This window comes from Mesorhizobium sp. 113-3-3, assembly GCF_016756495.1.
Lineage (GTDB): Bacteria > Pseudomonadota > Alphaproteobacteria > Rhizobiales > Rhizobiaceae > Mesorhizobium.
In genome coordinates this window covers 5,869,132-5,895,421 of record NZ_AP023243.1, presented here as the reverse complement: position 1 = coordinate 5,895,421, position 26,290 = coordinate 5,869,132, and the positions used below count along the sequence as shown (strand labels likewise).

Sequence of the window (26,290 nt, the reverse complement as noted above, 5' to 3'; positions counted from 1 at the left end):
CGAGGAGCATATCTCGCAACCGCCTCGTCAGCCAAAAAGATAAGAGGGTCGAACAATGAAACTGACCGGTGGGCAGATCGTCGCAAGAGCGCTCAAGGAATATGGCGTCGAATATGTGGCTGGCGTGCCTGGACATGGCATCTGGGCACTGTTCGATGCTTTTCTAGAGGAAGGCTCGCAACTGCCCTTTATCCAGGTCATGCATGAACAGAGCGCCGTTCACATGGCGGACGGCTATTTCCGCGCCAGCGGCAAGCCCATGGCATGTTCGACGTCGGTCGGACCCGGCGCTACCAATACGATCATAGGGCTTGCCACAGCCTATTGCGACTCGACTTCCTTGTTCTATGTCTCGGGTTCGCCACAGACCTACATGCATGGTCACGGCACGATGCAGGAGATAGAGCGCCAGCAGGACAACGCCTTTGCGCGCATCACTGAGCAGGTAACCAAGCGCGCCTGGCAGGCGCAGTCCGTCCAGGTTCTGCCGACCATCATGCATCGCGCCTTCAACGAGATGCTGACCGGCCGTCCGGGTCCCGTGCATGTCGAAGTGCCGATGGACGTGCAGGTCGAAGCGGCGGATGTGAGCATCCATCCGCTGGACAAGCGTCTGCCGATCGGTGTGGCCTACCCGGATCCGAGCGCGATCGAGGCGGCCGTAAAGCTTCTGTTGAACGCCGAACGGCCGGTCATCGTCGCCGGTGGCGGCGCCATCACAGCCAACGCTTCGAACGAATTGACGCGGTTGGCCGAGCGTCTCGGCGCGGCGGTTTCGATCACCTGGAACGGCAAGGGCGCCATCTCGGAAGATCATGAGCTCTTCGTCGGCGCGGTCGGTCAGACCGGCACGACATGCGGCAACAAGATCACCGCGTCCGCCGACGTCGTAATCTCGGTAGGCTGCCGCTTCACGGATTGGTCGGCCTCGTCCTACGCCAAGGGCGTTTCGTTCTCGATTCCCCCGGGCAAGCTGATCCACATCGATCTGGACCCGCGCGAGATCGGCAAAACCTATCCGACCGAGGTTGGCATCGTTGCCGACGCAAAGGTGGCGTTGGAGGCAATCCTGGCCTTGCTGTCCGAGGCCGATGCCAAGAAGGCCCTGGCGAAGCGCGAGAAATTCCTGGCCGACGTCCAGAAGGCGAAGGCTGACTGGGTCGCCCTGGTGTCGCCGCGCGAGAACAGCCGCGAAACGCCTTTCACGTCGCAGCGCCCGCTGGTTGCTCTGCGCAAGGTCCTGGACCGCAATGGTATCGTGGTTGTCGGTTCGGGTAACACCCAGGGTTCGGTGAAGCAAAGCTTCCCGGTCTACGAGCCGCGCACCCATCTGACCTCCGGCTCCTATTCGCCGATGGGATGGGCGGTCCCGGCCGCGTTGGGTGCCAAGCTTGCATGCCCGGATCGTCAGGTCGTGGCGATCGTTGGCGACGGCGACTTTATGATGTCGCTGCCCGAAATGGGCACTGCCGTGATGAACGGCATCAATGTGGTGTTCCTCGTGTTGAACAACTCGGGCTACATGTCGATCCGCGGTGGCCAGCGCAAGTTCATGGGTCGCCACATCGCTTCCGAATTTACCCATCACTCCGGCAACGGCCAGCCTTACTCTGCCGACATCACGGCCTCCGCCCGCGCATTCGGGCTCGAGGCCTGGAAAGTCGAGAAGGATGAAGACCTCGAAAGCAGCTTGAAGGCAGCCTTGGAATGCGGTGGCCCGGCTCTTGTCGAGGTCATTGTCTCGCGCGACGCGGCAGGACCGTTCGCGACCGGCTGGTGGGATTTCCCGTCGCCGGCCTACTATGAAAAGGAACAGGCCGGATACGCCGAGATGCGCGCACGCGAGCAGCACCTCTAGCAGGATCGACGCGAGGGCGGGCCGGCCCCGCCCTCGAATTTCGCCACCTATTTCGTTGAGGATGCGGCGCCTACGCGCTCGCGAACGAAGAGTTATTGTCATGATACGCAGCGTCAAGTCCGCCCGAGGCAATGTCGCAGACGATGGTCAGCCGGCAATCACCGCGACGGTTCAGGCTTTACTGGCCCAGGTCGAGAAGGGCGGCGACAAGGCGGTGCGTGAATTGTCCGTCCGCTTCGACAAGTTCGACAGGGATGACTATCGCCTGACCAAAGCCGAGATCGACGGATGCATCAACGCGTTGACCAAGCGCGAACGCGAGGATCTCGATTTCGCGCAGGACCAGGTGCGCAGGTTCGCCGAAGCCCAGCGTGCGACCCTTCTTGATCTGGAGATCGAAACGCTGCCGGGGGTGGTTCTGGGCCACAAGAACGTCCCGATCCAGAATGTCGGATGCTATGTTCCGGGCGGCAAATATCCGCTGCTCGCGTCCGCCCACATGACCGTCTTGACTGCCCGAGTGGCTGGCTGTGAGCGCGTCATAACTTGCGCCCCTCCGTTTCAGGGCAAGATCGCCGACAAGATTGTCGCCGCACAGGCCCTCGCCGGTGCCGACGAAATCTACTGCCTAGGCGGCGTCCAGGCGATCGCCGCAATGGCCTACGGCACCGAGACGATCGCACCCGTCGATATCCTTGCCGGCCCGGGCAATGCCTACGTCGCAGAAGCCAAACGGCTGCTGTTCGGCAAGGTCGGCATCGACCTCTTCGCCGGTCCGACCGAGACGCTGGTGATTGCCGACGACAGTGTCGACGGTGAGATCGTGGCCACGGATCTGCTTGGCCAGGCCGAGCATGGCATCAACTCTCCCGCTTTGCTGATTACCAACTCGGAGAAACTTGCTCGAGACACGCTGGATGAAATCGAGCGTCTGCTCAAAATCCTGCCGACCGCGGCTGTGGCAGCCAAGGCCTGGGAGGATTTCGGCGAGATCATTTTGTGCGATACGATCGACGAAATGGTGGCCGAGGCCGATCGCATCGCCTCGGAGCATGTCCAGGTCATGACGCGTGATCCGGACTACTTCCTTGAGAAGATGAAGAACTACGGCGCGCTGTTTCTCGGTGCCCGCACCAACGTGTCGTTTGGCGACAAGGTCATCGGCACCAACCATACACTGCCGACCAACAAGGCCGCCCGCTACACCGGCGGGCTCTGGGTCGGAAAGTTCCTAAAGACCTGCACCTATCAGCGCATCCTGACCGACGAGGCCTCGGCCCTCATCGGAGAGTACGGCTCGCGTCTGTGCCTGATGGAAGGGTTCGCCGGACACGCCGAACAAGCCAACATCCGGGTGCGCCGCTACGGCAGAAAGAACGTCGGCTATGCCATGCCGGCCGATCCAAGCTGACTCCAACCCGCCCGATAACAGCGAAAATGCGACCGGGCATTTTAACCTCAAAAGGGGAATGACGATGACCAAACTCAAGAGAATGCTGCTCGCCGCCGCGCTTGGACTGCCCTTTGCAGGCCAGGCAATGGCACAAACCAAAATCGAAGGCCTGCATGTCTGGACCTCGGCGAGCGAGGTCGGAGCGCTGAAGGTGATTACCGACAAGCTCAAGACCATGGGCTTCGAGTGGCAGGATAGCGCGGTTGGTGGCGCCAATGGCGCCAATGCCCAGCAGGCGCTGCGCACTCGTGTCGCCGCCGGCAATCCTCCTGCGGTGATGCAGTTCCTCGGCTTCGAAGGCCTGGGCTGGGCCAAGGAAGGCGTGCTGCGTTCGCTGAATGACCTGTATGCCAAGAACGGCTGGAAAGCCGCCCTTCCGCCGGTCATGCTGCAATTCCTGCAGCAGGACGACACCTTCTTCTCGACCCCGATCAACATGCATCGCCAGAACTGGGTCTGGGCGAACAAGGCCGTCTTCGACAAGGCCGGGATCGCCATTCCCACAAGCTGGGACGAGCTGATCGCGAGTGCGGAAAAGCTGAAGGCGATTGGTGTTACGCCGATCGCGATGAGCGACGAGAGCTGGCAGATCGAAGAGCTGTTCGAATCCATGCTCATCGACGTGAACGGCCCGGATTTCTACAAGAAAGCCGCCATCGATCTGGATGAAACCGCGCTGTCCAGCCCGGAAATGATCAAGACGTTTGAACTGCTGGGCAAGGTGCGTGGATTGCATGACGCCGGCTTCACCGGCCGTGACTGGGCGGCTGCGACCAACCTCGTCGCCAACGGCCAGGCGGGCATGCAGATCATGGGCGACTGGGCGAAGGGTGAATTCCTTGCCAAGGGGATGAAGCCGGGCGTCGATTTCCTGTGCTTCCCGACGCCGACCGCCACGCCGAACTACAAGTTCGTGTTCGATACATTCGGCGGCTTCAAGATCAAGAATGCCGATATCGAAAAAGGGCAGGATGCCGTCGCGGAAGCGATCATGGACCCAGAAGTGCAGAAGAAGTTCAATCTGATCAAGGGCTCGATCCCGGCTCGTCTGGATGTGGCGATGGACGATTTTGACGACTGCGCCAAGCGCAGCTTTTCGGACCGCGTCGCTGCCATCAAGAACAACGCCATCTACGGATCGCTCACCGACGGCTTTGCTGTCGAGCCGCGTTTCTCCGGCGTGTTCCAGGACGTCGTCGGCAAGTTCTTCGTCACCGATATGAGCGCCGAAGACGCGGTCAAATCCCTGGTCGACGGGATCAACAACGCACGCTGAGGCGTGCGTTCGCTGCCGGGGCAATGCCTCCCATGAGGTCCCGGCAGCGCCTTTCTCGCAGCTCCATTGACCCAACCTGAGGGCAAGCCGATGAGCAGATCCACCCCTTTATCGAACCGTATCGAGAATTGGTTGCCACGGCTGGTGCTGGCGCCCAGCCTTTTGGTTGTGCTGGTTGCGGTCTACCTGTTCATCTGCTGGACGGGTTGGATTTCGCTCTCGTCTTCCATGATCGTACCGAAATACGATTTCGTCGGCCTGAACCAGTATGTCCGTCTGTGGTCGACGCCGCGCTGGCACACGGCGGTCTTCAATCTGTTCGTCTTTTCAACACTGTTCCTGGCACTGACCACCGGCCTCGGACTGTTGATGGCAATCCTTCTCGATCAGAAGATCCGCGTTGAAGGCACATTGCGGGCGATTTTTCTCTACCCGATGGCGTTGTCCTTCATCGTCACCGGCACCGCCTGGAAGTGGATTCTCAACCCCGCTCTGGGCGTGCAGAAAGTCGTCAATGATCTGGGCTGGACCAGCTTCGTGTTCGACTGGATCGCACAGCCGACTTTCGCGATCTATTGCGTGGTGATTGCCGCCGTCTGGCAATCGACCGGCTTCGCCATGGCGATCTTCCTGGCCGGACTGCGCGGCATCGACAATTCGGTCATCAAGGCTGCACAGATCGAAGGCGCAAGCCTGCCGCGGATCTATCGGACAATCGTCGTGCCGATGCTGCGCCCCGCCTTCCTGAGCGTGATCGTTCTGCTCAGCTATATCGCAATCAAGAGCTTCGATCTCATTCTGGCGCTAACCAACACCGGCCCCGGCTCCGCGACCGAAATGCCTTCCACCTTCATGTACTCCGCCACCTTCCGGCGCGACCAGATGGGGGTTGGCGCAGCCAGTGCGATGATGATGCTGATGACGGTCGCCGCGATCATCGTTCCGTATCTCTATTCAGAGCTGAAGGAGTCCCGCGATGGCCAATAATGCCGCCTCCTTCCGTCGACAGCATCGTATCGGCCGCGCCGTCATCTACGGCAGTCTGTTCTTCATGGCTGCGTTCTACCTGATGCCGCTCTGGGTGATGATCACCACCTCGGTGAAACATCTTGATGAGATCTATGCCGGCTCCTTCATCGGCCTGCCGCAGCAAATTACCTTTGACGCCTGGCGCACCGCGTGGTCGGAGGCTTGCAACGGAACCGCCTGCAAGGGACTGAAGCCCTATTTCATCAACTCGCTGCTGCTGACGATCCCGGCCGTGATCATGTCGACCGGCATCGGCGCGATCAACGGCTATGTCATTACCAAATGGCGCTTCCCCGGCTCCAACGTGATTTTCGGGCTGCTGTTGTTCGGTTGCTTCCTGCCTTTTCAGGCCGTGATTCTTCCCATGGCACAAACTTTGGGAATCCTTGGTCTCGCCGGGTCTCTGCCAGGGCTCGTTCTGGTTCACACGGTCTACGGCATCGCGTTCACGACGCTCTTCTTTCGCAACTATTTCGTCAGCATTCCCGATGAACTGGTCAGGGCGGCGAAGATCGACGGTGCCGGCTTCATCCGGATCTTCGTGTCGATCATGCTGCCGGCGGCCCTGCCGATCATTGTCGTGTCCTGCATCTGGCAGTTCACCCAGATCTGGAACGACTACCTGTTCGGTGCCTCGTTCACCGCCGGCGAAAATGCCCCCATCACCGTAGCCCTCAACAACATCGTCAACGTCTCGATGGGACGCAAGGAATACAACGTCGACATGGCTGCCGCCATGATCGCCGCGCTGCCGACCCTTTTTGTCTACGTCGTCGCTGGACGATATTTCGTGCGCGGCCTTACCGCCGGCGCCGTGAAAGGCTGATCCTATGTCAACTCTCGAAATCGATCGTGCCCGCAAGCTCTATGGTGACCTCGAAGTCCTGAAGGAGGTGAGCATCTCCATCGGCACCGGCGACTTCCTCGTACTGCTCGGACCTTCGGGCTGCGGCAAGTCAACGCTGCTCAACATGATCGCTGGCCTGGAAGAGATATCCGGCGGAGAAATCCGCATCGCCGGCAAGGTGGTCAACGACCTCTCGCCGAAAGACAGGGATATCGCGATGGTGTTCCAGTCCTACGCGCTGTACCCCACGATGACGGTGCGCCAGAACATCGAGTTCGGCATGAAGATACGCGGAGTGTCGCAGGCCGAGCGCGACAAAGCCGTGAAGACCGCGGCCGATCTGCTGCAGATGACGCATCTTCTGGACAGGAAGCCGTCGCAACTTTCCGGCGGCCAGCGCCAGCGCGTGGCGATGGGGCGCGCGATCGTGCGCCAACCCAAGCTGTTCCTGTTCGACGAACCTCTCTCCAACTTGGATGCCAAGTTGCGCGTCGACATGCGCACGGAGATCAAGCGCCTCCACGCGCGCTTGGGAACCACCATCGTCTATGTCACCCACGACCAGATCGAGGCGATGACGCTCGCGACGCGCGTCGCGGTGATGAAGGACGGCGTGGTCCAGCACCTCGACGATCCGCAGTCGGTCTACGACCGGCCGGCGAACGTCTACGTGGCCAAGTTCGTTGGCTCGCCATCCATGAACATCATCCCGGCGAAGCTCGAGGTAACGGAGGGGCGCGCGGTCGCTATCATCGACATCCCTGGCGTGGCGTCGGCTCAGCTCGCCGGAATCCCAGTCTCTTCGCAAGCGGCCGCGAAATACGCCGGCCGCGGCATACTCGTCGGCATTCGGCCTGAACTGTTCAGCGTCGCCGGCGCGCAGTCCGCGCAGAAATTGTCAGTGAACATCGACGTTGTCGAGCCAACCGGACCCGACACGCTTGCGCTGTTCCAGGCAGGCGGCGTCGAGGTCACGGCGCGCGTGCCACCACGGGCCGTCTCAGCCCGCACGCCCGCGACCCTTGCAGTCGATACCGCCAAGATCGTGCTGTTCGATGCCGAGACCGAACAACGCATAGATTGAGGCGCCGACTTGGATCAGACAGCAGATATCGTCATCATCGGGTCAGGGATTGGGGGCGCGTCCCTGGCCTACAGCCTTGCCGATAGCGGCAGGCGTATCGTAATTCTGGAACGTGGCGAGCACCTTCGGGATACCCCCGAGGCGCGCGATGACAAAGCGATATTCCTCAAGGGTTTCTACCGTTCGACGGAAGAGTGGGTTGGCACCGACGGCGAGACCTTCCTGCCAGGCAATTATTACTATGTCGGCGGCAATTCCAAATTCTTTGGCGCGGTCTTGTACCGCTACAGACTGGAGGATTTCTCGCCTCGCCAACACATGGACGGTGCTTCGCCGGGGTGGCCGATCACCTATAACGAACTCGAGCCCTGGTACGAGCGGGCCGAGGCGATCTTCAAGGTGCGCGGCGATGCCTCGCAGGACCCGACCGAGCCGCCTCGTGCGAGCCCCTACCGCTTTCCCCCGGTTCAGGACGAGCCCGCGATCGCCGCTGTGCGCGCTCGCCTGAACAAGGCAGGCGTGCACCCCTCCAGTCTTCCTTTGGCTATCGACATCGATGAATGGCTTCGCCGCGCCAAGACCGGATGGGACGCGTTTCCCAATACCGGGTCCGGCAAGATCGATGCCGAGGCCGGCCCGCTGGCGGCGGCTCTCAGGCACGGCAACGTCAGTATCCTGACTGGCGCCAATGTCTTGCGTCTGGAGACTGATCCGGCCGGCCAGCAGGTGATTGCCGCGGTGTTTGTGAAGGATGGCGTTGAGCAACGCATAAGCGCAGGCGTGTTTGCCGTTGCGGCCGGAGCGGTCCAAACCGCGGCGCTGCTCTTGCGGTCCGCCAATGCCGCCCACCCGCGCGGGCTGGCCAATGGGTCCGACCAACTCGGCCGCAATTTCATGAACCACAACACCACCGCCATGCTGGCGATCGATCCGCTATCCGCCAACACATCGGTTTACCAGAAGACGCTTGCGTTCAACGACTTCTACAATGCCGACCCGGAGACCGGATTTCCGCTTGGAAACGTCCAGTTACTTGGACACATTACGGGAAATATCCTGAAGGCCAACGCACCATTGCTGCCGCGCTGGGTGGCCGGGCTGATAGCCCGCAATTGCTATGGCTGGTTCCTGACCAGCGAGGACCTGCCCAATCCCGACAGCCGCGTCACGGTCAGCGATGGCCGCATCGTCATGCATTGGGTGCGCAGCAACATGCAGGCGCACGAGACCCTTATCCGCAAGACGCGTCACGTCATGCGCAAGGCCGGCTTCCCCATCGTGCTCACCCGAACCTTCGGCAGGAAGACGACGTCGCACCAGTGCGGCACCGCCAGACTTGGAAACGATCCGCAGACGTCGGTCGTGTCGACAGATTGCCGTTCGCACGAAATCTCAAACCTCTACGTGACCGACGCTTCGGTACTTCCCACATCAGCGGCCGTTAACCCCGCACTGACCGTCGCTGCCCTCGCCATCAAGGCTGGCGCCGCCATCAGGCAAGGGTGACGGTGTCATCTCCCGCGGCAGAGAGGACGCCGCTGAAGGCGAGTCCTGTGGTGGGACGCCGAGAACCTGCGCGTCGTAGCCCGCAGAGGCTCGGGTCGGAGACTTTCGGCGGCCCCGTCAGGCCGATCGGGTCCAGAGGCGAGCGATGGGGCGGTGCGTGGCGCCGAACCCTGTCCTGAGAGAGGAAGCAACCATGTTTGTCGAACGCATCGAATCCGACCTGATTGGACCGCTCGCTATCCCTGGCAATGTGCTCTACGGGGTGCACACCCGACGAGCGGAGCAGAACTTCGACGTATCGGGGCTGCGCCTGAGGGATTTCCCCGAGCTCATCCAGTCGATGGCCATGGTGAAAAAGGCCGCCGGCCAGGCGAACATGGAACTCGGACTGCTCTCGCCCGAAAAGACACAGGCCATCTCATATGCCTGTGACGAGCTCATCGGGCTTCGGGCGATCGAAGAGAATTTTCCCGTCGACATGATGCAGGGCGGTGCCGGCACGTCCACCAACATGAACGTCAATGAGGTTGTAACGAACCTAGCCTTGCTCAAGCTCGGCGCAGCCGTTGGCGACTATACGAGACTGCACCCCAATGACGACGTGAACCTCTCCCAGTCGACCAACGATGTGTATCCGACCGCAATCCGGCTGACGGTGTTGCGAGCCTGCGAGGGGCTGGTATCCGCACAGGTCGGCTTGCGTGAGGCCTTCCGCGCGAAAGCGCTGCAGCACGCAAATGCCCTGAAGGTCGGCAGAACTCAGCTTCAAGATGCCGTTCCGATGACAGTCGGGCAGGAGTTCGGGGCCTTTGCCGAACTCATCGACGAGGACATCATCCAGCTTCAATCGGCATCGAGATTGTTGCTGGAAATCAACCTCGGCGGCTCGGCGATCGGCACGTCGATCAACGTGCCCCGCGAGTTCCCCGGCATCGTTTGCCGTCATCTGTCGCAGATATCCGGGATCCAGCTTATCGCCGCGCGCAACTTTATCGAGGCGACATCCGACACCGGCGGTTTTGTGTCTTTTTCAGGTATGCTGAAGCGCATTGCGGTCAAGCTGACCAAGATCTGCAACGATCTGCGCCTCCTGAGCAGCGGACCGCTCGGCGGCCTCGGGGAGATTCGCCTGCCGCCGGTACAGGCCGGCTCTTCCATCATGCCGGGCAAGATTAACCCTGTCATTCCGGAGATGATGAATCAGCTCAGTTTCCAGGTCATTGGGAATGATCTTGCCGTAACGCTCGCCGCAAGCGCCGGGCAGCTTCAGTTGAATGCGATGGAGCCGGTGATCGTCTTGAACATCCTGCAGTCCATGCGGCTGTTGACGAGAGGAATGCGGATTTTCAAAGAGCGCTGCGTCGACGGGATCGAAGTCGACGAGGATCGCTGCAAAGCCCTGCTGGACCAATCCCTTGCCTTGGCCACGCCGTTGGCGAAACTCATCGGCTACAGCAAGGCTGCGGAACTGTCGAAGCGCGCCTTGGCAGGCAAGAGAAATTTGCGCCAGGTCGTTGAAGACGAGGGTGTTCTGCTCCCCGAACAGATCGAGCAGATCTTCGGCAACAGTGCTGAGTTCGCGGGTCTCTCGAACGCCTCGGCTTGAAGGCGCAACGGCTGGTCCGGCGCCGTAGCCAATAGGGCGGCTAAAGGCTGACATCCTGCACGCCGCTTGGCGTACAGCAGATCGCGGAACTTCGTTCGGTTGTTGCTCACCGTTTTGGTGAGTGATATCGTTGTTCAGCAGGTGTAAAATACGAGTCGCTGCACCACTGTCGAGGTGCCCCGTCCCGGGCATTGGAGCAGCGGACCGCGTCACCACTGAATATCTCTGATTGAGCGCTTGCTAGCGTAGGCTCTGGCCGATTTTGCCAGCCTCTGCCCATGCGCTCATTTGGAGTTGGCGAGTTGACAGAACCATCACAGAACCTGGCCGAGAGAGTCCGTTTCGACGCTGTTGATCGGACAATGGCGATACTGCGCGTCCTGGAGAAGGCGGAAGGGCCACTGTCTTTATCCGCGATCGCCAGGGAGGTTGACCTCGGTAAACCAACGACGTTGCGATATCTCGCAAGCCTGGTCGGCCATGGGGTCATCGAGCGTGTGGACGGGAACGGCTACACGTTGGGTATCGATCTTTTTATGTTGGGGCAAAAGGCTTTGCACCGCCGTGACATTCGCGCCGTTGCTCGCCCTTATCTGCAGAAATTGTATGAACACTTCAATGAAACCATCAACCTGGCACTACTTGTTCGCCAGGAAGTCGTGGTCGTGGACAGCATCGAGACAACACAGATGCTGAGGCAGGGCGGAGCGGTTGGTTCGGTCAACCCCTGGCATGCATCGTCCCTGTCCAAAAGCATATTGGCATGGCTCGATCGCGACGAAGCCAACAGGTTGCTGCAGCGATGCAGTTTTGACCGTTTTACGCCGCGGACATTGACCAGTGCAGCCAAGGTTTTGGCCGAATTGCCCGAGATCGTCGAACTGGGTTACGCCGTGGACAATGAAGAGGCAACGATCGGCAGCAGATGTGTCGGGGCAGCCATATTCGATGCCTCCGGTCGCCCGATTGGAGCAATCAGCATCTCCGGTCCGACGACCCGCGTTGTCGACGATGCGATTCCGTCCGTGGGGGCTTATCTGGTCGAGGCTACTGCGCAACTGTCGCGAGCGATTGGATTCGCCGGCAGAAGGGATTCCGGCCACGGCGTTTGAGCATGGGACGCCATTGAGAGCGAAAGATCGCCCCAATATATAGCGCGGGATCGCCTACCTCGACATAGAAGGTGAGACGACCCCGGCGAGGAAATCCTCTAGAGCAATCCGGCGACCTTGAGAGCGCCCTCGATGGCCGCTTTATCAGTTTCGCCAATCCGGTCCAACGGGCGGATGGGTGTCCCGACATCTCGGCCAAGCAGGCTGATGGCGTATTTTATGCGGGTGGGAAAATTGGTTGACTGACTGACTTCTCGGCAAATCGGGCCGATGGATTTTGTCAACTGCATGGCTTCCGCGATATCGCCGTCCTTGAACGCCCTATAGATGTCGACATTCTGCTTCGGCAATACCGCGTGAACGCCGCAGATCGAAGCCTCCGCGCCCATCACATAGCCTGCAAGTGTGATCGGGTCATAGCCGGCAGCTACCGTCACGTGCTCGCCGACAGTCTGCACAAGCTCCCCTATGTTCTGGAATACACATTTGATCGCAATGACTTCACGCAGCCGAGCGATCGTCTTCAAGAGATCGACTGCGTAGTTGAAGTGGTCGTAAAAGACGATTGGCAAACCGGCAGCGGCAGCGACATCCGTTATAAAGGCGAGCGCCGACTCGTCTGTCATGCCGTTGTAGGTCGGTGGACAGAGCAGCAGCGCGGCGGCGCCCGCCTCTTTCGCAAGCAGAGACCGGTGAATGGCGTCCCTGGTCGTATCGGGGATGATGCCGGCGATGACGCGCAGATTGCTCTTGCTCGTCGCGGTGCGGATCAAGGACGCCAACTCCTCGGCGTTCAGCTCGTTTCCGGATCCGGTGCTGCCGCCAATGATGATCACCTTTATGCCGGATGCTTCCATGAACGAAAGTTCGCGTTCAAAGCATGCGATATCGATTGTCTCATCGCGATTAAACGGCGTCACGATCGGTGTAATGACGCCTCTGACTTCTTCGCGCCTTAGTGGTTCAACCATTTTGCAGTTCCTGCTGAGAGGGATCGTTGTGAAACCAGCGGGACCACTCGGCCCCGGTGTCGATGATATGCTTGGGCGACCGCGCCTATCGTTTCATTCAATGAAACAGTATATCAACTATCGCAAAATCGCTCCGCCTTAAAGCCTTTGTCAAGAGGAATTTCGATGAGCGAACTTGTTGGAAATCCCGGTGTTTCGCAGTAACCGCGGTTATGTGCATCACATAGCGTCAGTTTCTTACCGGGTGCGCAATTGCTGGCTCTGTTCCGTTGTATGAACCTCTGTACCGGTAGGCGGAAAACCTACGTGGCGAGCCTACCGGGGCAGGCGCGGGACACAGGTTCTAAGCGGTCTGTACTCATCGCAATTCGGAGATAGTTGGGGAGAGCAAATGCGTAGTCGGTCTTTGTTACTGGGCGCGGCCATGTGCGGCATGATTTCTGCGACGGCCCACGCTGAGGATAAGTCGATCGAGGTCATCCACCACTGGGTGTCTGACAGCGAGGTGGCCGCCGTCAACACGATCAAGCAAGAACTGGAAAAGCGCGGCGTCGTCTGGAAGGACACCGCCATAGGCGGAGCGAACGGCGCCAACGCGGCGCAGTCGCTGCGTGCTCGTATCGTCGCCGGCAATCCGCCTGGTGCAATGCAGATGCTGGGCTACGACGCCGCCACCTGGGCCAAGGAAGGTGTTCTGAGGGACCTGACCGATCTGGAGACCGCCAGCGGCGGCGTTCAGTCGCTGCCGGCCGACTACAGGCGTCTGGCGGCCCCTGACGGCAAGTGGGTTGAGGTGCCGATCGATTTGCTTCGTTCCAACTGGATCTGGGCCAACAAAAAGGCTTTCGACACGGCCGGCGTTTCAGTTCCCAAGACCTGGGACGAACTCATCGCGTCCGGCGAGAAACTCCGCAAGGCCGGGATCATCCCCCTGGCGGCCAGCGACGAGCCTTGGCAGATCGCCAAAATCTTCGATAGCCTGATCGTGGATTTGAATGGACCCGAATTCTACACGCAAGTCGCTCTCAAGGTGGACGACAAGGCCATTCGCAGCCCGCAGATGGTCAAGGTGTTCGAAAAGCTCCGCCAGGTTAGAGGCCTGGTCGACGACAATTTCGTGGGCCGTGACTGGGCGGTGGCAACGGAGATGGTTGCGAGCGGCAAGGCCGGCATGCAGGTCATGGGCGATTGGGCAAAGGGCGAATTCCTGGCCAAGAACCTGAAGCCCGGTGTCGACTTCCTCTGTTTCCCAACCCCAACGTCGACGCCGAATTTCCTTTGGGCGATGGACTCGTTCTCCATGTTCGAAACCACCGATCCGAGCCTGCGTGCCGCGCAGGACGAACTGGTCAAGGTGCTTCTCGATCCGGAGGTGCAGATCAAGTTCAACTTGATCAAGGGCTCCATCCCGCCTCGGCTCGATGTCGACATGTCGAAATTCGACGACTGCGCCAAGCAGGCTGCCGTGGACCTGAAGGCTTCGATCGAGCACAAGTCGTTCCTGGGAACGCTGTCCGGCGGCTATGCCGCGGAACCTCAGTTCGCCTCGATTTTCAAGGAAGTCGCGGCGAAGTTCTTCGTGTCGGACATGAGCGCCCAGGACGCGGTGACGCTCCTCGCCGACGAAATCAACAACGCGCGCTAAGCGCCATCGACGAAGACCGGAAGGCCATTGTTGGCCTTCCGGCGGGCTGCTGCCGAGCATGATTTGCCTTGGCGGATCCGGGGAGACCGAATGACCAGAATGTTTGAGATCAAGCGATATTTCGCTGCACAGTTGCCTAAGATCGTGCTGGCGCCGAGCGGCGTGATTATCCTCATCGCGATTTACGGCTTCATCGCGTGGACTGCCAGTATATCGCTCAGCTCGTCCAAAGTGATGCCGATCTACGACTTCGTAGGTCTGGAGCAGTTTGTTCGCCTTTGGTCGACTCCCAGATGGCACGTAGCCGTCGAGAACCTGTTTGTCTTCTCGGCACTCTACCTTTCAATCGCCACCGTCTTTGGCCTCTTTATCGCCATTCTCCTCGATCAGCGGATCCGGGCCGAGGGCTTTCTCAGGACCGTCTTTCTATATCCGATGGCGCTCTCCTTCATCGTTTCTGGCGTCGCCTGGAAGTGGGTCCTCAACCCTGGCCTCGGTCTTCAGAAAATGGTTCGTGACTGGGGTTGGACCTCCTTCACCTTCGACTGGCTGGTGAACCCTAAATACGCTCTCTACACCGTCGTCATCGCCGCGGTATGGCAGTCATCCGGCTTTGCGATGGCCATCTTTCTCGCCGGCCTCAGAGGCATCGACAACTCTATAATAAAAGCCGCTCAGATGGAGGGGGCTTCGCAGGCCCGTATCTATGTCAGCGTTGTCGTGCCGATGCTGCGCCCGGCGTTTCTCAGCGTGATCGTCCTGCTTGGGCAGATCGCTATCAAAACGTTCGACCTGACGTTCGCCCTGACGAATGGAGGGCCCGGCGGAGCGACGGAGATGCCGTCAATGTTCATGTTTTCGGCAACGTTCGAAAGGAACCAGATGGCGGTCGGCGCAGCCAGCGCAATGATGATGCTGGCCGCGGTGGTGGCGATCATGGTCCCTTATCTCTACACCGAACTTCGGAAACCCAGCAATGATCACTAAAATGCGCAGGCTCGAGCGCTACGGCGGCAGGCTGTTTGTGTATGGGTGCCTGGCTGTTCTGGCCACGCTCTACCTGGTGCCGCTCTGGGTCATGTTGATCACATCCTTCAAGCCGTTGGACGAGATCTATTCCGGCTCGCTTATCGGGCTGCCGAAACAGATAACGTTTGAAGCGTGGTCGAAGGCGTGGAGCACGGCTTGCATCGGCACCAACTGTGTCGGGCTTTCGCCGTTCTTTCTGAACTCGCTGATTATCACCATCCCCGCGGTCTTCGTGTCCACCGCTATCGGCGCCATCAATGGCTATACCCTGACGAAGTGGAAATTTCGCGGAGCGGATCTGTTTTTCGCCTTCATGTTGTTCGGGTGCTTCCTCCCGCTGCAGGCCGTGTTGCTCCCTATCGCGCGGGTGCTTGGGATGCTGCGGCTATCAGGATCCACCGCCGGCCTCATACTGGTGCACTCGGTCTATGGCATCGCATTCACGACAATGTTTTTCAGGAACTATTTTGTCTCGTTCCCGGATGAGTTGACCAAGGCGGCGTTGGTCGACGGCGCCGGCTTCTTCAGAATATTCTTCAGCATCGCCCTGCCTACGGCCATTCCTATCGCGGTCGTCTGCTGCATCTGGCAGTTCACGTCGATATGGAACGATTTCCTGTTTGGTGTGTCGTTTTCCGCCGGTGGCAGTTCACCGATCACCGTCGCGTTGAACAACGTCGTGAACGTGACCCTTGGGCGCAAGCAATACAACGTAGACATGGCGGCGGCACTGATTGCCGCGCTTCCCACGCTGATCGTTTATGTCCTGTCCGGACGGTATTTCGTCCGGGGCCTCACGGCCGGCGCGGTCAAGGGATAATCGCGCGAGCAAGCCGGCCGGCCGCTCCAACCCCGTCACATGAGCCAGGACAAACATTCACAGTCGATGGGATCTCCAATGTCAGTGTCGAAGCGTTCGCTGCCGATTGCCTTTGTCCACGAGGTCGCAAAGCTGCTTGGCGACCGCTTTACGACCAACTCGGTGCTCAGGCGGCAGCACTGCGGCGGGGAGGGGTTCCACGCGGTGGACGCACCAGACGCCGTCTGTTTTGCCGAGAGCGAAACGGAGGTCGCGGCGATCCTCAAGAGCGCCAATGCCCATGGGGTAGCGGTCATTCCCTTCGGCGCGGGAACGTCGCTGGAAGGGCATTTGAGCGCCGTCCACGGCGGCGTCAGCCTGGATGTCAGCCGCATGAATCGAATACTCGCCGTGCATCCTGACGATTTGGACGTGGTCATCGAACCGGGCGTCACGCGACAGGCACTGGATAGGCATCTGAAGGATCTGGGGCTGTTTTTCCCGATCGATCCCGGCGCGGAGGCAACGATAGGCGGGATGGCGGCGACGCGTGCGTCCGGCACCAATGCCGTGCGCTACGGCACAATCCGCGAGAACGTGCTGTCCTTGCGTGTGGTATTGCCCGATGGCCGGGTCATCAAGACGGGGAGCCGGGCTCGAAAATCGTCGACAGGCTACGACCTGACCAAGCTCTTCATCGGCTCGGAAGGCACTCTCGGCGTAATCACGCAACTCACCATCCGCGTGCATGGCGTCCCAGAAGAGACCGTCGCGGCCGTGTGCGGCTATCCTTCGCTGAAGGCCGCGGTCGAAACCGTGACCCAGATAATTCAGCTGGGTTTGCCGATTGCGCGAGCGGAACTGATGGACGAGCCCGCCATGCGGGCATGCGTCGAGTACTTCAAACTCAACTATGAAATACGGCCTACCTTATTTTTCGAATTCGCGGGCGCGCCCCAAGCCGTTGCCGAACAAATAGCCATTGTCGGGGCGATATCCGCCGAAATGGGCGGAGGCGAGTTTCGTTGGGCCAGGGATCAGGAGAGCCGGGCGGTGCTATGGCGCGCGCGCCACCGAATGCACAATGCGTTGTTGGCCAGCCGGCCCGGCGCGAAGGTGATGCCGACGGATGCTTGCGTGCCAATCTCCCGGCTGACCGAATGTGTCGTGGATACAAAGGCCGATATCGAAAAGGCCCCGTTCTTTGTGTGTCTCAACGGACATGCGGGCGACGGGAACTTCCACCTTGGTCTGGTCATCGATCCGGATAGCCAGGAAGAATACGAGATCGCGAGCGGCATCAGTTCCCGATTGGCCTATCGCGCCTTGGCAATGGAAGGGACCTGCTCGGGGGAACACGGCATAGGATTGGGCAAACTCAGATATATGGAAGCGGAACATGGATCTGCCCTGGACGTCATGCGCGCTATCAAGGGTCTTTTTGACCCGAACGGCATCATGAATCCCGGCAAACTCATTCCCGGATTGTATCCCCCAAAAACGTCTTGATCCTGGCGACGGGATGTCTTGCAACAGGAGTTACATGCGACGGCGCCGCATGCCGACAATTGACGGCCGTTACGAAGTCAGCCGTCGCTATGAACGGCAATGACAGCCTTGATCAATCCTGATTTCCGGTGTGCCCAATGAGCGATGTCACGCGGGCTGTCTGCCAGTGTCGTGCGATGCGTGACGAGTTTGGCAATCGGTATGGCGCCGTTCCGGATTGAGGCGACCACCTGGTCGAAGTCCGTCCTGGCGGCGTTGCGGCTGCCGATCAGCGTCATCTCGCGCTTGTGGAACTCGGGATCCGAGAAGGAGATCTCGTCTTTTACCACGCTGACCATGACCAGCACGCCGCCATGCGCCACATGTGCGAAGGCGCCCCGGATCGACGCGCTGTTTCCGGTGGCGTCAAAGACAACGTCGAAAGCCTCGCCGGCGGTACGGGTTCCAAGCGCTTCGGCGGCTGTCGCCAGAGAGCCGTCGACGACTGCGAACCCCAGGCCTTGCTCGGCGAAGTCCAGCCTTTCACGATCGATGTCGAGGATCGTGACCTCTTGGCCCGCTATTCCGGCGAACAGGGCTGTGCCGAGACCGATGGGACCGGCGCCAATGACCAGGGTCCGCTTGCCCTTGCCGGCCGCGGATCGGCGAACCGCATGAGCGCCGATGGCCAGGAATTCGACCGCCGCGGCATCACCAAGGGAAAGCCCTTTGGTGGGATAGAGATTGGCTGCGGGGACCAGGATCTGCTCGCACATGGCGCCATCGCGGTGGACACCCAGCACCTCGATGGCCACACAGCAGTTTGGCTTGTCCTGACGGCAAGCAATGCAGCGGCCGCAGGCCAGATAGGGGTTGACGATTACCGCCTGGCCGGTTGCCAGGTCGACACCTTCGCCGGCGGCCGCCACCGTGGCGGAAACCTCGTGGCCCATCACGCGCGGATAAGTCAGAAAGGGGTGCTTGCCCTCGAAGATGTGATAGTCGGTGCCGCATATCCCGACGTGGCTCACGCTCAGCAATGCCCAGCCGGGCGGTGGCGACGCGGGCCAGGCCAGATCCCTGAGAACCAGCTCGCCAGGCGCAAGACAAACGACGGCTTTCATGGCGAGGAAACTCCGAGTGCAAGGGGGCGTGGAGGGCCGATTGCGGCGCCGTCTGTTCGCGCCGGCTCGCCGGAGCGAAAGGGCAGTCTCCGCCACTGGGTCGAGACCTCCCGGCGGCCGCTGGCGCGGGCCGCCGGGCAAAGGCTCGCCTATTCGAAGTCCTTGACGTTGGCGAGCGTCACCAAACCTGCGCCAGTGTCGACATTGGCTTCGACCTTCTCACCGCGTATCGCCTTGACCACGGTGTCGATGCCGAGTTCACCCATCTTGGCAGGGAACTGGGCGACGCTGGCGTCTTCCGCTCCCGACTTGATCGCCTCGATTTCCCCGCAGCACGCATCGAAGCCGACGAGGATGAACTTGTCGTTGGCGATTCCGGCATTGGCGATTGCCTTCGCCGCGCCCGGGATGGGCGGTCCGCAAGCGGCGTAGATCGCCTTCAGGTCGGGATTGGCGGTGAGAATGTCCTCCGCGACCGACGTTCCCAGTTCCAGGGTGCAGTTGGTCGCTCCCTTGCCCACCACCTCCACCTTGAGGTCGCCGAGACCTTCCATCATGCCGGTGACGCGATCGTCGAGCGCGGGCACGCCCGGCACGCCTTGCAGGATGCCGATCTTGTCGCCCGCCTTGAGAACCGTTTTGAGGTATTCGCCTGCGATCTTGCCGCCGTTGAGATTGTTGGTGGAGACAAGCGCGCTCGATCCCTTCCAGTTCGGTATGCTGTTGTCGACCAGCACCACCTTGATGCCGGCCGCCACGGCCTTGTCGAGGGCCGGCGCCACTGTAGGATCGACAGGCGTGATGGCCAGGCCCTTGACGCCTTGGGTGATCATGGACTCGATCAACGAGATCTGCCCTTCGATGTCAGTCGCCGCCTGTCCCTGTCCGGTGACCAGCTCAACCTCGGGATGAGCGGCCGCATATTTCTTGGCGGCCTCTTCCATCGTCGAATAGAAGGGGACGGGGAACTTGGTGATCAGGCCGACCTTGATCTTGTCGGCCGCATGGGACGGCATCGCGAACGCCAATGCGATCGCCAGCCCGCCCAAAACTCCTGCTTGCAATTTCATGCTCGTTTCCTCCTTTTTGGGCCCCCTCCGAAGGAAGGGTGACCCCTCATTTGCGGACTGCCCCTGCAGCCTGCAAAACCTGCTGTCAGGCCCCGACGATCATGGCGACCAGCTGCTGCTTGTTGTCGGCGGTAGGCACCAGTTCGCCGACCTTGCGCCCCTGCCGGAGCACGATGGCCCGGTCCGCCAGTTCGATGACATGTTCCATGTTGTGGGTGATCAGGATGACGGCGTTGCCCTGGTCTCGCAGCCTCGCCACCAGATCCAGGACCTGCCGGGATTCGCGCAGGCCGAGCGCCGCCGTAGGCTCGTCCAGGATAACCACCTTGCGGGCGAAAACCGTCGATCGCGCCACCGCGATCGCCTGTCGCTGACCACCGGACATCATCGCGACAACGGCATCGTTCCTGGGCAAGGTCACTTTGAGGTTGGCGAGCAGAGACTTGGTCTCGGCATCCATCCGGCGCTGGCTCAGGAAGCGCAGTCCGCGCGGCAGCCATTGCGGCGCCGCGATCTCGCGGCCGGCAAAGAAGTTCTGCGCCGGTGTCAAATTGTCGAAGAGCGCCAGGTCCTGGTAGACGGTTTCGATGCCTGCAGTGCGCGCGTCGGCTGGCGAACGGATCGGCGTGACCTGGCCGTCGAGCACGATCGAGCCCGAGTCCAGGCGATGCACGCCGCTGATACACTTGATCAGGGTCGACTTGCCGGCGCCATTGTCGCCGAGAAGGCAGAGGATTTCTCCGCGCCTCACCGAGATGTCGATATCGCTGAGGGCCAGGACCGAGCCGAACCTTTTGGTTGCCCCTTGTACAGAAAGGACCGGGCTGCCGAGATCGCCGGCGTGCTCGTGAGCGGTGGCGGAGTTCGTGCTCATGAGTGCTTTCCCGCCTGCATCACCCGAACGCGCCCTTCGAGATAATTTCGCAGAACGTCGCATTCGACGGCGATCACGATGACCACGCCGATAACGATCAGCTGGAAGAAGATGTTGACGTTGAGCAGGTTGAGCGCATTGCGGATGACGCCGATCATCAGGGCGCCGATCAGCGCGTTGCCCAGATGTCCGCGCCCGCCCAGAAAGCTCGCTCCGCCGATGATGACGGCGGCGATCGTGTCGAGCTCGAGCAGGTTGCCGAACAGCGGCGAACCCGCGTCGGTCCGGCCGGCCAGGATCACTGCTCCGATACCCGCGCAGGTGCCCGACACGACATAGGTCGAGACCAGCACCCAGGATACCGGAATGCCCATGCGCAACGCGGCATCCGGCCGGCCGCCCACGGCGTAGATCCAGCGGCCCCAGACCATCGTGCGGGTCACCACGAAGAAGACTGCGGCGACAGCCAGCACCACGAAGACCGAGCCCGGCAGCCCACCGAGCGCATCGGTGCCGAGCGCGCTGATCGCCGGTGGCATGCCCGGAATGGCGCGGCCGTCGGCAAGCTGCAGCGCCACGCCCTTGGCTATGCTCAAGGTGGCAAGCGTGATGATGAATGGATGCGGCAGGCGGCCGAAGACGTAGAAGCCGCCATTGATTGCGCCGACGGCGGCACCGGACGCGATCATCACCGCGATCACCAGCGAGGCTGACGCTCCCGCGTGGAATGCCAGGGCGCCCAGCACCGACGCCAGGGCAAGATTCGAGCCGACGGACAGGTCGATGCCGCGCGTCAGGATCACCAGTTGCTGCCCCATGGCGACAACCGAGATCACGGCGGTCTGCGCGAGAATGTTGCTGATGTTGCGCGTGGTGAGAAAGTAAGGAGACGACAAGCTCAATACGGCGATCAGTAACACAAGGATCAGCGCAGGTCCGAAATTCAAAATGGCAAGGCCGATCGATAACGTGCTTGTGCGCGTGTCGTGGGCGCCGGCCACGCCACCGACGATATGTTCTTCACGTTTATTCGCTAGATTTGGCAAATAACCCCCGCCGTCGGGAGTGACCTGCACTCCGACCTAAATATTGGCTTTTGTATTTCGCTCTTCCTCTTATCGATAAAAAACAATACTATCCGCGACCACGCAAGTTGTTTTTTATGGATAAAAATTCACCAAAAAGGACAAGCCCCGGGGAGGATTGGCCTTCATGAAAACCGACACCGTCTTCAAAAAGAGTTTTAACCGCACGCTCGATCTTATGGTCCGGGGGGATATCGAAGATCCGTTGCCGTCGGAGAATGAGCTGAGGCGAAGACTGTGCGTCAGCCGCACGACCATCCGCAAGGTGCTCAAGGAACTGGTTGATCGCGGCGTTGTCGTTGGTGCCGAAAGGTCACGGCCCGAAGACAGGCGGATCCAGCCCATCGACTACTTTCCCGACATTGAGACGATGCCGAGAAACCTTCACATCGAGCAGCAGTTCATGGAATGGATGCTGCGTGGCGACACCAAGCCTGGAACATTGATAAACGTGTTGGACCTCGCACGGCAGTTCGGCGTGGCGACCAACGGAATTCGCGAATTCCTGATCCGCTTCGGCCGTTTCGGCTTGCTCGGGAAGCGACCGAACTCGGGATGGATATTCGAGGGCTTCACAGAGGATTTCGCACTTGAGCTGTTCGAGATTCGGGTGATGTTCGAACTGCGGTCAGCGCGGTTTTTCGCCAGGCAGCCAGACCACGCTCCGCTCTGGGGCAAGCTGGAGGCACTGAAGCGAGCGCACCTCGATTTGCTTGGCGAGATCGAGCACCGGTTCCACGATTTTTCCAGCCTCGACAACCGGTTCCATCGCCTCATCAACGAGGCTTCTCCAAACCGCTTCATCAATGACTTCTACGAGATCATAACCTTCATTTTTCACTACCACTATCAATGGAACAAGCGCGACGAGAAGCAGCGCAACCACGCGGCCTTGATCGAGCACCTAGCCTATATCGATGCGCTGTTGAGCCGCGATGTGATGCGCGTGGAAATGGCTGCCAATGCGCATCTGGCATCAGCCAAGCAAACGCTCTTGCGATCCCTTGTAGCGTCGGGCGGCGGCACTGGCTGAGGTGAAATGCTTATCGGCTCAAGCGCAGCTGTTCACTGTCGAACGAGCGCATGTTCGACGTGTAGGGAGCGACGAAGGCGTGTGAGTGGGCTTCAAAATCCAAGCAGTCGGGTAGCATCAGTCAGGTCGGGAAGGGGCAGGACTCCTTCCGGGAAATTCGTGGGCGATGGGCCGTTGCGGATTCCCAGGAACGGTATTCCCAGTTCTAGCGCCGCCGAACATTCGGTGATGGAATCGCCGACAGCCACCACCGTTTCCCGGGTTAGGCCCAAGGCAAGGATCCGGGTGAAAGCATCATGCTTTTTGGTGGGCGCGCCGATGACAATTTCGAAATAGGAATCCAGGGCACGTTGTCGGACGATCTCGACAAGCTCTTCCTGTGGCGTACCCGAGACGACAAAAAGCCGAGAGTGATCGCGAGCCGCATCCAGCAGCGATCTGGCCCCGGGAATGAAAGGTGCGGAAAGTACCTTCTTGAAGACGATATCCGTGAACCTTTGGGAAAGGAAAGAAAGCCTTTCCTCGGTCGGCTCCTGGCCGAGTATCGTTTTGTCAAAATGTTTGAACTTTTCCCGGCGCGATACGCCTCCATGCATGCGCTGATAGTCGAGGATAAAAGCAGCCCATTCTTCGCCGTGCTCTGAATAAATCTCTGCAAAAGCCTGAGCCTTGATCTCGGCCGAATCCAGAATGACGCCGTCGAAATCGAAAATTATCGCCGCAGGGCGGATCGGAAGAAATGTCTTATGGGGCAGCAACGCCTTACCTCTTTGTCACGCCGTTTCCGAGGCAGCCGAGCCGATGGGCTACACGGCGCTCGCGAGGCGCAGTTGCTTCAGGCCTCGCGGGGGGCAAGCCGATTTTCTCACGATCAGATGAGAGTCCAGTCGCACAAAGCGAGGAGAATCTCCTGTCGAAAGCGACATGTGGAGCATCTCGGCGCTCAGGCGCCCCATTTCTTCGGCGGGCACGGCGATCGTTGTCAACGGCGGGTCCAACTGTGCGGCATACTCCGCGTCGTCGAACCCCACGACGGAGATATCCTGGGGAATGCGAATACCAAGCCGGCGGCTTTCGCTAAGGGCGCCGAAGGCGACCACGTCGGTATTGCAAACCAATGCGGTTGTGTCGGGATATTTATCCAGCAGGGCGCGCATCGCTTCGGCGCCGTCGCGGATGGTGAAGTCGCGAATGATGATGTTCTCCTCGCCCTCCAGCTTTCTTTCCCCTATGAAATCCCTATAGGCGGCAATTCGGGTGCGCTGACGATCGCTCCCCTTCGGACTGCCGGCGATCATGGCAAAACGTCTGTGGCCAAGATCCGCGAGATATTCCATCGCGCTCTGGGTAGCGGCGTAGTTGTCGAAACCGATGCAGGGCACGATCTCCTCGGGGATATAGGAGTAGGTCGTGACGACCGGAATATGCGGCTCCTTCAGATAGCGCACCAATGCCGGGTCCTCTATCGCGCCAACCAGCAGCAGCGCTTCGGCTCCCCGATCGACCAGCGTCTTGATCTTCTCGAACACGTTGGCGTGCTCGAAACCTGTCGTGGCGACAATCGTGATGTAGCCATGCTGGGCGAACGCATCCTGGAAGTGATTGATCATCTTTGCAAAGATGGCATAGTCGAGCGTCGGAATAGCCGCCCCGACAATGTGTGTCTTGCGCGAGCGAAGCGCCTTGGCGGCGGGGTTGGCGGCGTAGCCGAGGCGTTGCGCGGTCGCCAGCACGCGCCGCCGCACATCCTCGCTGACCACATCCGGCAGATTGAAGGCTCTCGACACTGTCGCGACGGATACGCCCGCCTCCCGGGCGACATCGAACACGCCCGCTCGTTTCCTGAGCCTTGGCTGTTTCGTCTTTTTACCGGGCATACGCCGCCACCATGATCGTTGGTTTCATCGATCTTCAGCCTTTTGTCTTCGACTTCGCACGGCTTGACAAGTCTTAAAGCGCCTTGGGATGAAATCGTTTTCATTTTTCAGGGTTGCCGCTTGACAAGGGGGTATCAGGTCGTAAAAATGAAAACGTTTACACGGTTTGGGAACGCTAAGGCGTACTCGTTTCGCCTTGCATGAAAACAGGAGGAGCAACACGTGACAGCCCCGATCAGACTGCCCTTTTCCCGTCGCAACTTTTTGAAGGCTTCCGCCGGTCTTGCCGCGGCAATGGCAGCGTATCGCGCTTCGTCGGCCTATGCGGAGGAGGTGACGCTCAACATCCTCAACAGCAACTCGGTGTGGGCAGGGGCACTGACTGACCAGGTGGCGAAGGCCTATACGGGCGCAAAGATCACAGGGGAGTCCAATCCCTATGAGTCCCACTACGAAAAAATGCTGATCGAACTCTCGCAGGGGTCGGAGACGTTCGATATCATCACCACCGACAGCCTCTGGGTTCGCCAGCCGCAGCGCAACAAGTGGGCGCCCACGATGGAGGACATCAAGGCCGCGACCCCGGGCCTTCCCGACATCAACTATGGCAACGTCACCGAAGGATCGCTTCAGTACTCGATCTATCAGGGCAAGCACTACGGCCTGCCGCTTGCCATGACAATTCCCGTGTTCATCTACCGCCGGGACCTGTTCGAGAAGGCTGGCATCGACAAGGTGCCTGTCACCTGGGACGAGTATGTCGCGGCCGCCAAAAAGCTGCACAGTTCGGATGTGGCCGGAAACACGCTGTGTCTGGGAGGGCAGGACGCCCACATGTCCGGCGACTGGATGACTCGTGTCATGGGTATGACGAAGCTGGCGCCCACGGATGACGGTTGCTTCAACGATGCCAATGAACCCGTCTTCAATTCGGAAGGGCAGGGCGAGCATGCCATCGAGAGGCTGAAAGAGGTCTTGCAGTATTGCCCGCAGGGCGTGTCCGGGTTCGACTATCCTGAAGGTCAGTCTGCGATCGGCCAAGGTACGGCGGCCATGATCATATCCTGGTCGGACGCGCTCTCCGGAATTGAGACTGGACCGCACGCCGGCAAGTTTGGCTACGCGGTGGCACCCACGGAGAAGTTCCAGCAGTCGATGATTGGTGGCTGGACCGTGGTGTTGAATGCCGCGAGCAAGAAGCAGGCCGAGGGCTACAAGTTCCTGGCCTGGCTTGCCGATGGTGGCTACAAATATTTCTCGGAAGCTGGCGAAACGTCGATTTGCTACAAGCCGGATCTGGAAAATCCCGAGATGATCAAGAAGATCCCCGGACTTCACGTCTTTGAGGATTTCAAGACCCGCGGTACTCAGCCGATCGCTATCCCGCCGTACCGCCTCACCAACGCCGTGGAAGTGCAGCGGGCAATCTACGAGGAGGTCCTCGCGGGCGTGACAGGGCGAAAGACCCCCAAGACTGCCATGGTCGATGCCGTTGATCGAGTGGCCAAGCTCGTCAAGGGCTGA

Annotated in this window: 22 protein-coding genes; 15 read left to right on the top strand and 7 right to left on the bottom strand. The window is 60.1% G+C overall.

Annotated elements, in window-relative coordinates; translation table 11 throughout:
* Positions 1–55: 55 nt before the first annotated feature.
* The 9 genes from JG746_RS28650 (at position 56) to JG746_RS28610 (ending at position 11,771) form a co-directional block, all read left to right on the top strand.
* Entirely contained in the window at positions 56–1,858 is a 1,803-nt protein-coding gene (locus JG746_RS28650) for a thiamine pyrophosphate-binding protein (protein WP_202355783.1), read from the top strand.
* 100 nt (positions 1,859–1,958) lie between these two features.
* Positions 1,959–3,269 (top strand): histidinol dehydrogenase, encoded by a 1,311-nt coding sequence (gene hisD / locus JG746_RS28645; RefSeq protein ID WP_202355782.1) that lies wholly within the window; start codon positions 1,959–1,961, stop codon positions 3,267–3,269.
* A 64-nt stretch (positions 3,270–3,333) separates the two neighbouring features.
* Positions 3,334–4,587 carry an ABC transporter substrate-binding protein gene (locus JG746_RS28640; protein ID WP_202355781.1) on the top strand — a complete coding sequence of 418 codons (1,254 nt, stop codon included), beginning with the start codon at positions 3,334–3,336 and terminating at the stop codon, positions 4,585–4,587.
* A gap of 90 nt (positions 4,588–4,677) precedes the next feature.
* A complete protein-coding gene (locus JG746_RS28635; RefSeq protein ID WP_202355780.1) occupies positions 4,678–5,574 on the top strand; it encodes a carbohydrate ABC transporter permease in 897 nt (298 codons plus the stop codon).
* Positions 5,564–6,442 carry a carbohydrate ABC transporter permease gene (locus tag JG746_RS28630; protein ID WP_202355779.1) on the top strand — a complete coding sequence of 293 codons (879 nt, stop codon included), beginning with the start codon at positions 5,564–5,566 and terminating at the stop codon, positions 6,440–6,442. The genes JG746_RS28635 and JG746_RS28630 overlap by 11 nt, the downstream gene beginning before the upstream one ends.
* Before the next feature lie 4 nt (positions 6,443–6,446).
* Positions 6,447–7,547 carry an ABC transporter ATP-binding protein gene (locus tag JG746_RS28625; RefSeq protein ID WP_202355778.1) on the top strand — a complete coding sequence of 367 codons (1,101 nt, stop codon included), beginning with the start codon at positions 6,447–6,449 and terminating at the stop codon, positions 7,545–7,547.
* A gap of 9 nt (positions 7,548–7,556) precedes the next feature.
* Complete coding sequence (locus tag JG746_RS28620; RefSeq protein WP_202355777.1) at positions 7,557–9,053, top strand: GMC oxidoreductase; 1,497 nt, start codon at positions 7,557–7,559, stop codon at positions 9,051–9,053.
* A 193-nt stretch (positions 9,054–9,246) separates the two neighbouring features.
* Positions 9,247–10,659 (top strand): aspartate ammonia-lyase, encoded by a 1,413-nt coding sequence (locus JG746_RS28615; RefSeq protein WP_202355776.1) that lies wholly within the window; start codon positions 9,247–9,249, stop codon positions 10,657–10,659.
* Positions 10,660–10,961: 302 nt separating this feature from the next.
* Positions 10,962–11,771 carry an IclR family transcriptional regulator gene (locus tag JG746_RS28610; RefSeq protein WP_244730509.1) on the top strand — a complete coding sequence of 270 codons (810 nt, stop codon included), beginning with the start codon at positions 10,962–10,964 and terminating at the stop codon, positions 11,769–11,771.
* 98 nt (positions 11,772–11,869) lie between these two features.
* Here the strand turns inward: JG746_RS28610 and JG746_RS28605 are convergent, their stop codons facing one another.
* A complete protein-coding gene (locus JG746_RS28605; protein ID WP_202355774.1) occupies positions 11,870–12,742 on the bottom strand; it encodes a dihydrodipicolinate synthase family protein in 873 nt (290 codons plus the stop codon).
* A 391-nt stretch (positions 12,743–13,133) separates the two neighbouring features.
* Here JG746_RS28605 and JG746_RS28600 point away from each other — a divergent pair, with 391 nt between their 5' ends.
* The 4 genes from JG746_RS28600 to JG746_RS28585 all read left to right on the top strand — a co-directional run bounded on the left by JG746_RS28600 (position 13,134) and on the right by JG746_RS28585 (position 17,724).
* Complete coding sequence (locus tag JG746_RS28600; RefSeq protein ID WP_244730507.1) at positions 13,134–14,387, top strand: ABC transporter substrate-binding protein; 1,254 nt, start codon at positions 13,134–13,136, stop codon at positions 14,385–14,387.
* A 90-nt stretch (positions 14,388–14,477) separates the two neighbouring features.
* Positions 14,478–15,374, top strand: coding sequence for a carbohydrate ABC transporter permease (locus JG746_RS28595; RefSeq protein ID WP_244730505.1), 897 nt, complete (start codon positions 14,478–14,480; stop codon positions 15,372–15,374).
* The gene (locus tag JG746_RS28590; protein WP_202355773.1) at positions 15,364–16,236 is read left to right on the top strand and encodes a carbohydrate ABC transporter permease; all 873 of its coding nucleotides are present in this window, start codon (positions 15,364–15,366) and stop codon (positions 16,234–16,236) included. The genes JG746_RS28595 and JG746_RS28590 overlap by 11 nt, the downstream gene beginning before the upstream one ends.
* 78 nt (positions 16,237–16,314) lie before the next feature.
* On the top strand, positions 16,315–17,724 hold the full coding sequence (locus JG746_RS28585; RefSeq protein ID WP_244730503.1) for an FAD-binding oxidoreductase: 1,410 nt from the start codon (positions 16,315–16,317) through the stop codon (positions 17,722–17,724).
* Between the two features lie 77 nt (positions 17,725–17,801).
* Here the strand turns inward: JG746_RS28585 and JG746_RS28580 are convergent, their stop codons facing one another.
* From JG746_RS28580 to JG746_RS28565, 4 genes are all read right to left on the bottom strand, one after another.
* The gene (locus JG746_RS28580) at positions 17,802–18,827 is read right to left on the bottom strand and encodes a zinc-binding alcohol dehydrogenase family protein (protein WP_202355772.1); all 1,026 of its coding nucleotides are present in this window, start codon (positions 18,825–18,827) and stop codon (positions 17,802–17,804) included.
* A gap of 149 nt (positions 18,828–18,976) precedes the next feature.
* Positions 18,977–19,897 (bottom strand): sugar ABC transporter substrate-binding protein, encoded by a 921-nt coding sequence (locus tag JG746_RS28575; protein WP_202355771.1) that lies wholly within the window; start codon positions 19,895–19,897, stop codon positions 18,977–18,979.
* Positions 19,898–19,982: 85 nt separating this feature from the next.
* A complete protein-coding gene (locus JG746_RS28570) occupies positions 19,983–20,771 on the bottom strand; it encodes an ATP-binding cassette domain-containing protein (RefSeq protein ID WP_202355770.1) in 789 nt (262 codons plus the stop codon).
* Positions 20,768–21,700, bottom strand: coding sequence for an ABC transporter permease subunit (locus JG746_RS28565; protein ID WP_202359507.1), 933 nt, complete (start codon positions 21,698–21,700; stop codon positions 20,768–20,770). Before JG746_RS28565 ends, JG746_RS28570 begins: the two co-directional genes overlap by 4 nt.
* 283 nt (positions 21,701–21,983) lie before the next feature.
* Here JG746_RS28565 and JG746_RS28560 point away from each other — a divergent pair, with 283 nt between their 5' ends.
* Complete coding sequence (locus JG746_RS28560) at positions 21,984–22,889, top strand: GntR family transcriptional regulator (RefSeq protein ID WP_202355769.1); 906 nt, start codon at positions 21,984–21,986, stop codon at positions 22,887–22,889.
* A gap of 92 nt (positions 22,890–22,981) precedes the next feature.
* Here JG746_RS28560 and JG746_RS28555 read toward each other — a convergent pair whose 3' ends face one another.
* Positions 22,982–23,647, bottom strand: a complete 666-nt coding sequence (locus JG746_RS28555) for an HAD family hydrolase (protein ID WP_202355768.1) — start codon at positions 23,645–23,647, stop codon at positions 22,982–22,984.
* 48 nt (positions 23,648–23,695) lie between these two features.
* Entirely contained in the window at positions 23,696–24,718 is a 1,023-nt protein-coding gene (locus tag JG746_RS28550) for a LacI family DNA-binding transcriptional regulator (RefSeq protein ID WP_202355767.1), read from the bottom strand.
* A gap of 270 nt (positions 24,719–24,988) precedes the next feature.
* Here JG746_RS28550 and JG746_RS28545 point away from each other — a divergent pair, with 270 nt between their 5' ends.
* A complete protein-coding gene (locus JG746_RS28545; protein WP_202355766.1) occupies positions 24,989–26,290 on the top strand; it encodes an ABC transporter substrate-binding protein in 1,302 nt (433 codons plus the stop codon).

Bases quoted from the DNA above. Each gene is read 5' to 3' on its own strand.
- JG746_RS28650 (WP_202355783.1), top strand. From the start codon at position 56: ATGAAACTGACCGGTGGGCAGATCGTCGCAAGAGCGCTCAAGGAATAT.
- hisD (WP_202355782.1), top strand. From the start codon at position 1,959: ATGATACGCAGCGTCAAGTCCGCCCGAGGCAATGTCGCAGACGATGGT.
- JG746_RS28640 (WP_202355781.1), top strand. From the start codon at position 3,334: ATGACCAAACTCAAGAGAATGCTGCTCGCCGCCGCGCTTGGACTGCCC.
- JG746_RS28635 (WP_202355780.1), top strand. From the start codon at position 4,678: ATGAGCAGATCCACCCCTTTATCGAACCGTATCGAGAATTGGTTGCCA.
- JG746_RS28630 (WP_202355779.1), top strand. From the start codon at position 5,564: ATGGCCAATAATGCCGCCTCCTTCCGTCGACAGCATCGTATCGGCCGC.
- JG746_RS28625 (WP_202355778.1), top strand. From the start codon at position 6,447: ATGTCAACTCTCGAAATCGATCGTGCCCGCAAGCTCTATGGTGACCTC.
- JG746_RS28615 (WP_202355776.1), top strand. From the start codon at position 9,247: ATGTTTGTCGAACGCATCGAATCCGACCTGATTGGACCGCTCGCTATC.
- JG746_RS28605 (WP_202355774.1), bottom strand. From the start codon at position 12,742: ATGGTTGAACCACTAAGGCGCGAAGAAGTCAGAGGCGTCATTACACCG.
- JG746_RS28600 (WP_244730507.1), top strand. From the start codon at position 13,134: ATGCGTAGTCGGTCTTTGTTACTGGGCGCGGCCATGTGCGGCATGATT.
- JG746_RS28595 (WP_244730505.1), top strand. From the start codon at position 14,478: ATGACCAGAATGTTTGAGATCAAGCGATATTTCGCTGCACAGTTGCCT.
- JG746_RS28590 (WP_202355773.1), top strand. From the start codon at position 15,364: ATGATCACTAAAATGCGCAGGCTCGAGCGCTACGGCGGCAGGCTGTTT.
- JG746_RS28585 (WP_244730503.1), top strand. From the start codon at position 16,315: ATGTCAGTGTCGAAGCGTTCGCTGCCGATTGCCTTTGTCCACGAGGTC.
- JG746_RS28580 (WP_202355772.1), bottom strand. From the start codon at position 18,827: ATGAAAGCCGTCGTTTGTCTTGCGCCTGGCGAGCTGGTTCTCAGGGAT.
- JG746_RS28575 (WP_202355771.1), bottom strand. From the start codon at position 19,897: ATGAAATTGCAAGCAGGAGTTTTGGGCGGGCTGGCGATCGCATTGGCG.
- JG746_RS28570 (WP_202355770.1), bottom strand. From the start codon at position 20,771: ATGAGCACGAACTCCGCCACCGCTCACGAGCACGCCGGCGATCTCGGC.
- JG746_RS28560 (WP_202355769.1), top strand. From the start codon at position 21,984: ATGAAAACCGACACCGTCTTCAAAAAGAGTTTTAACCGCACGCTCGAT.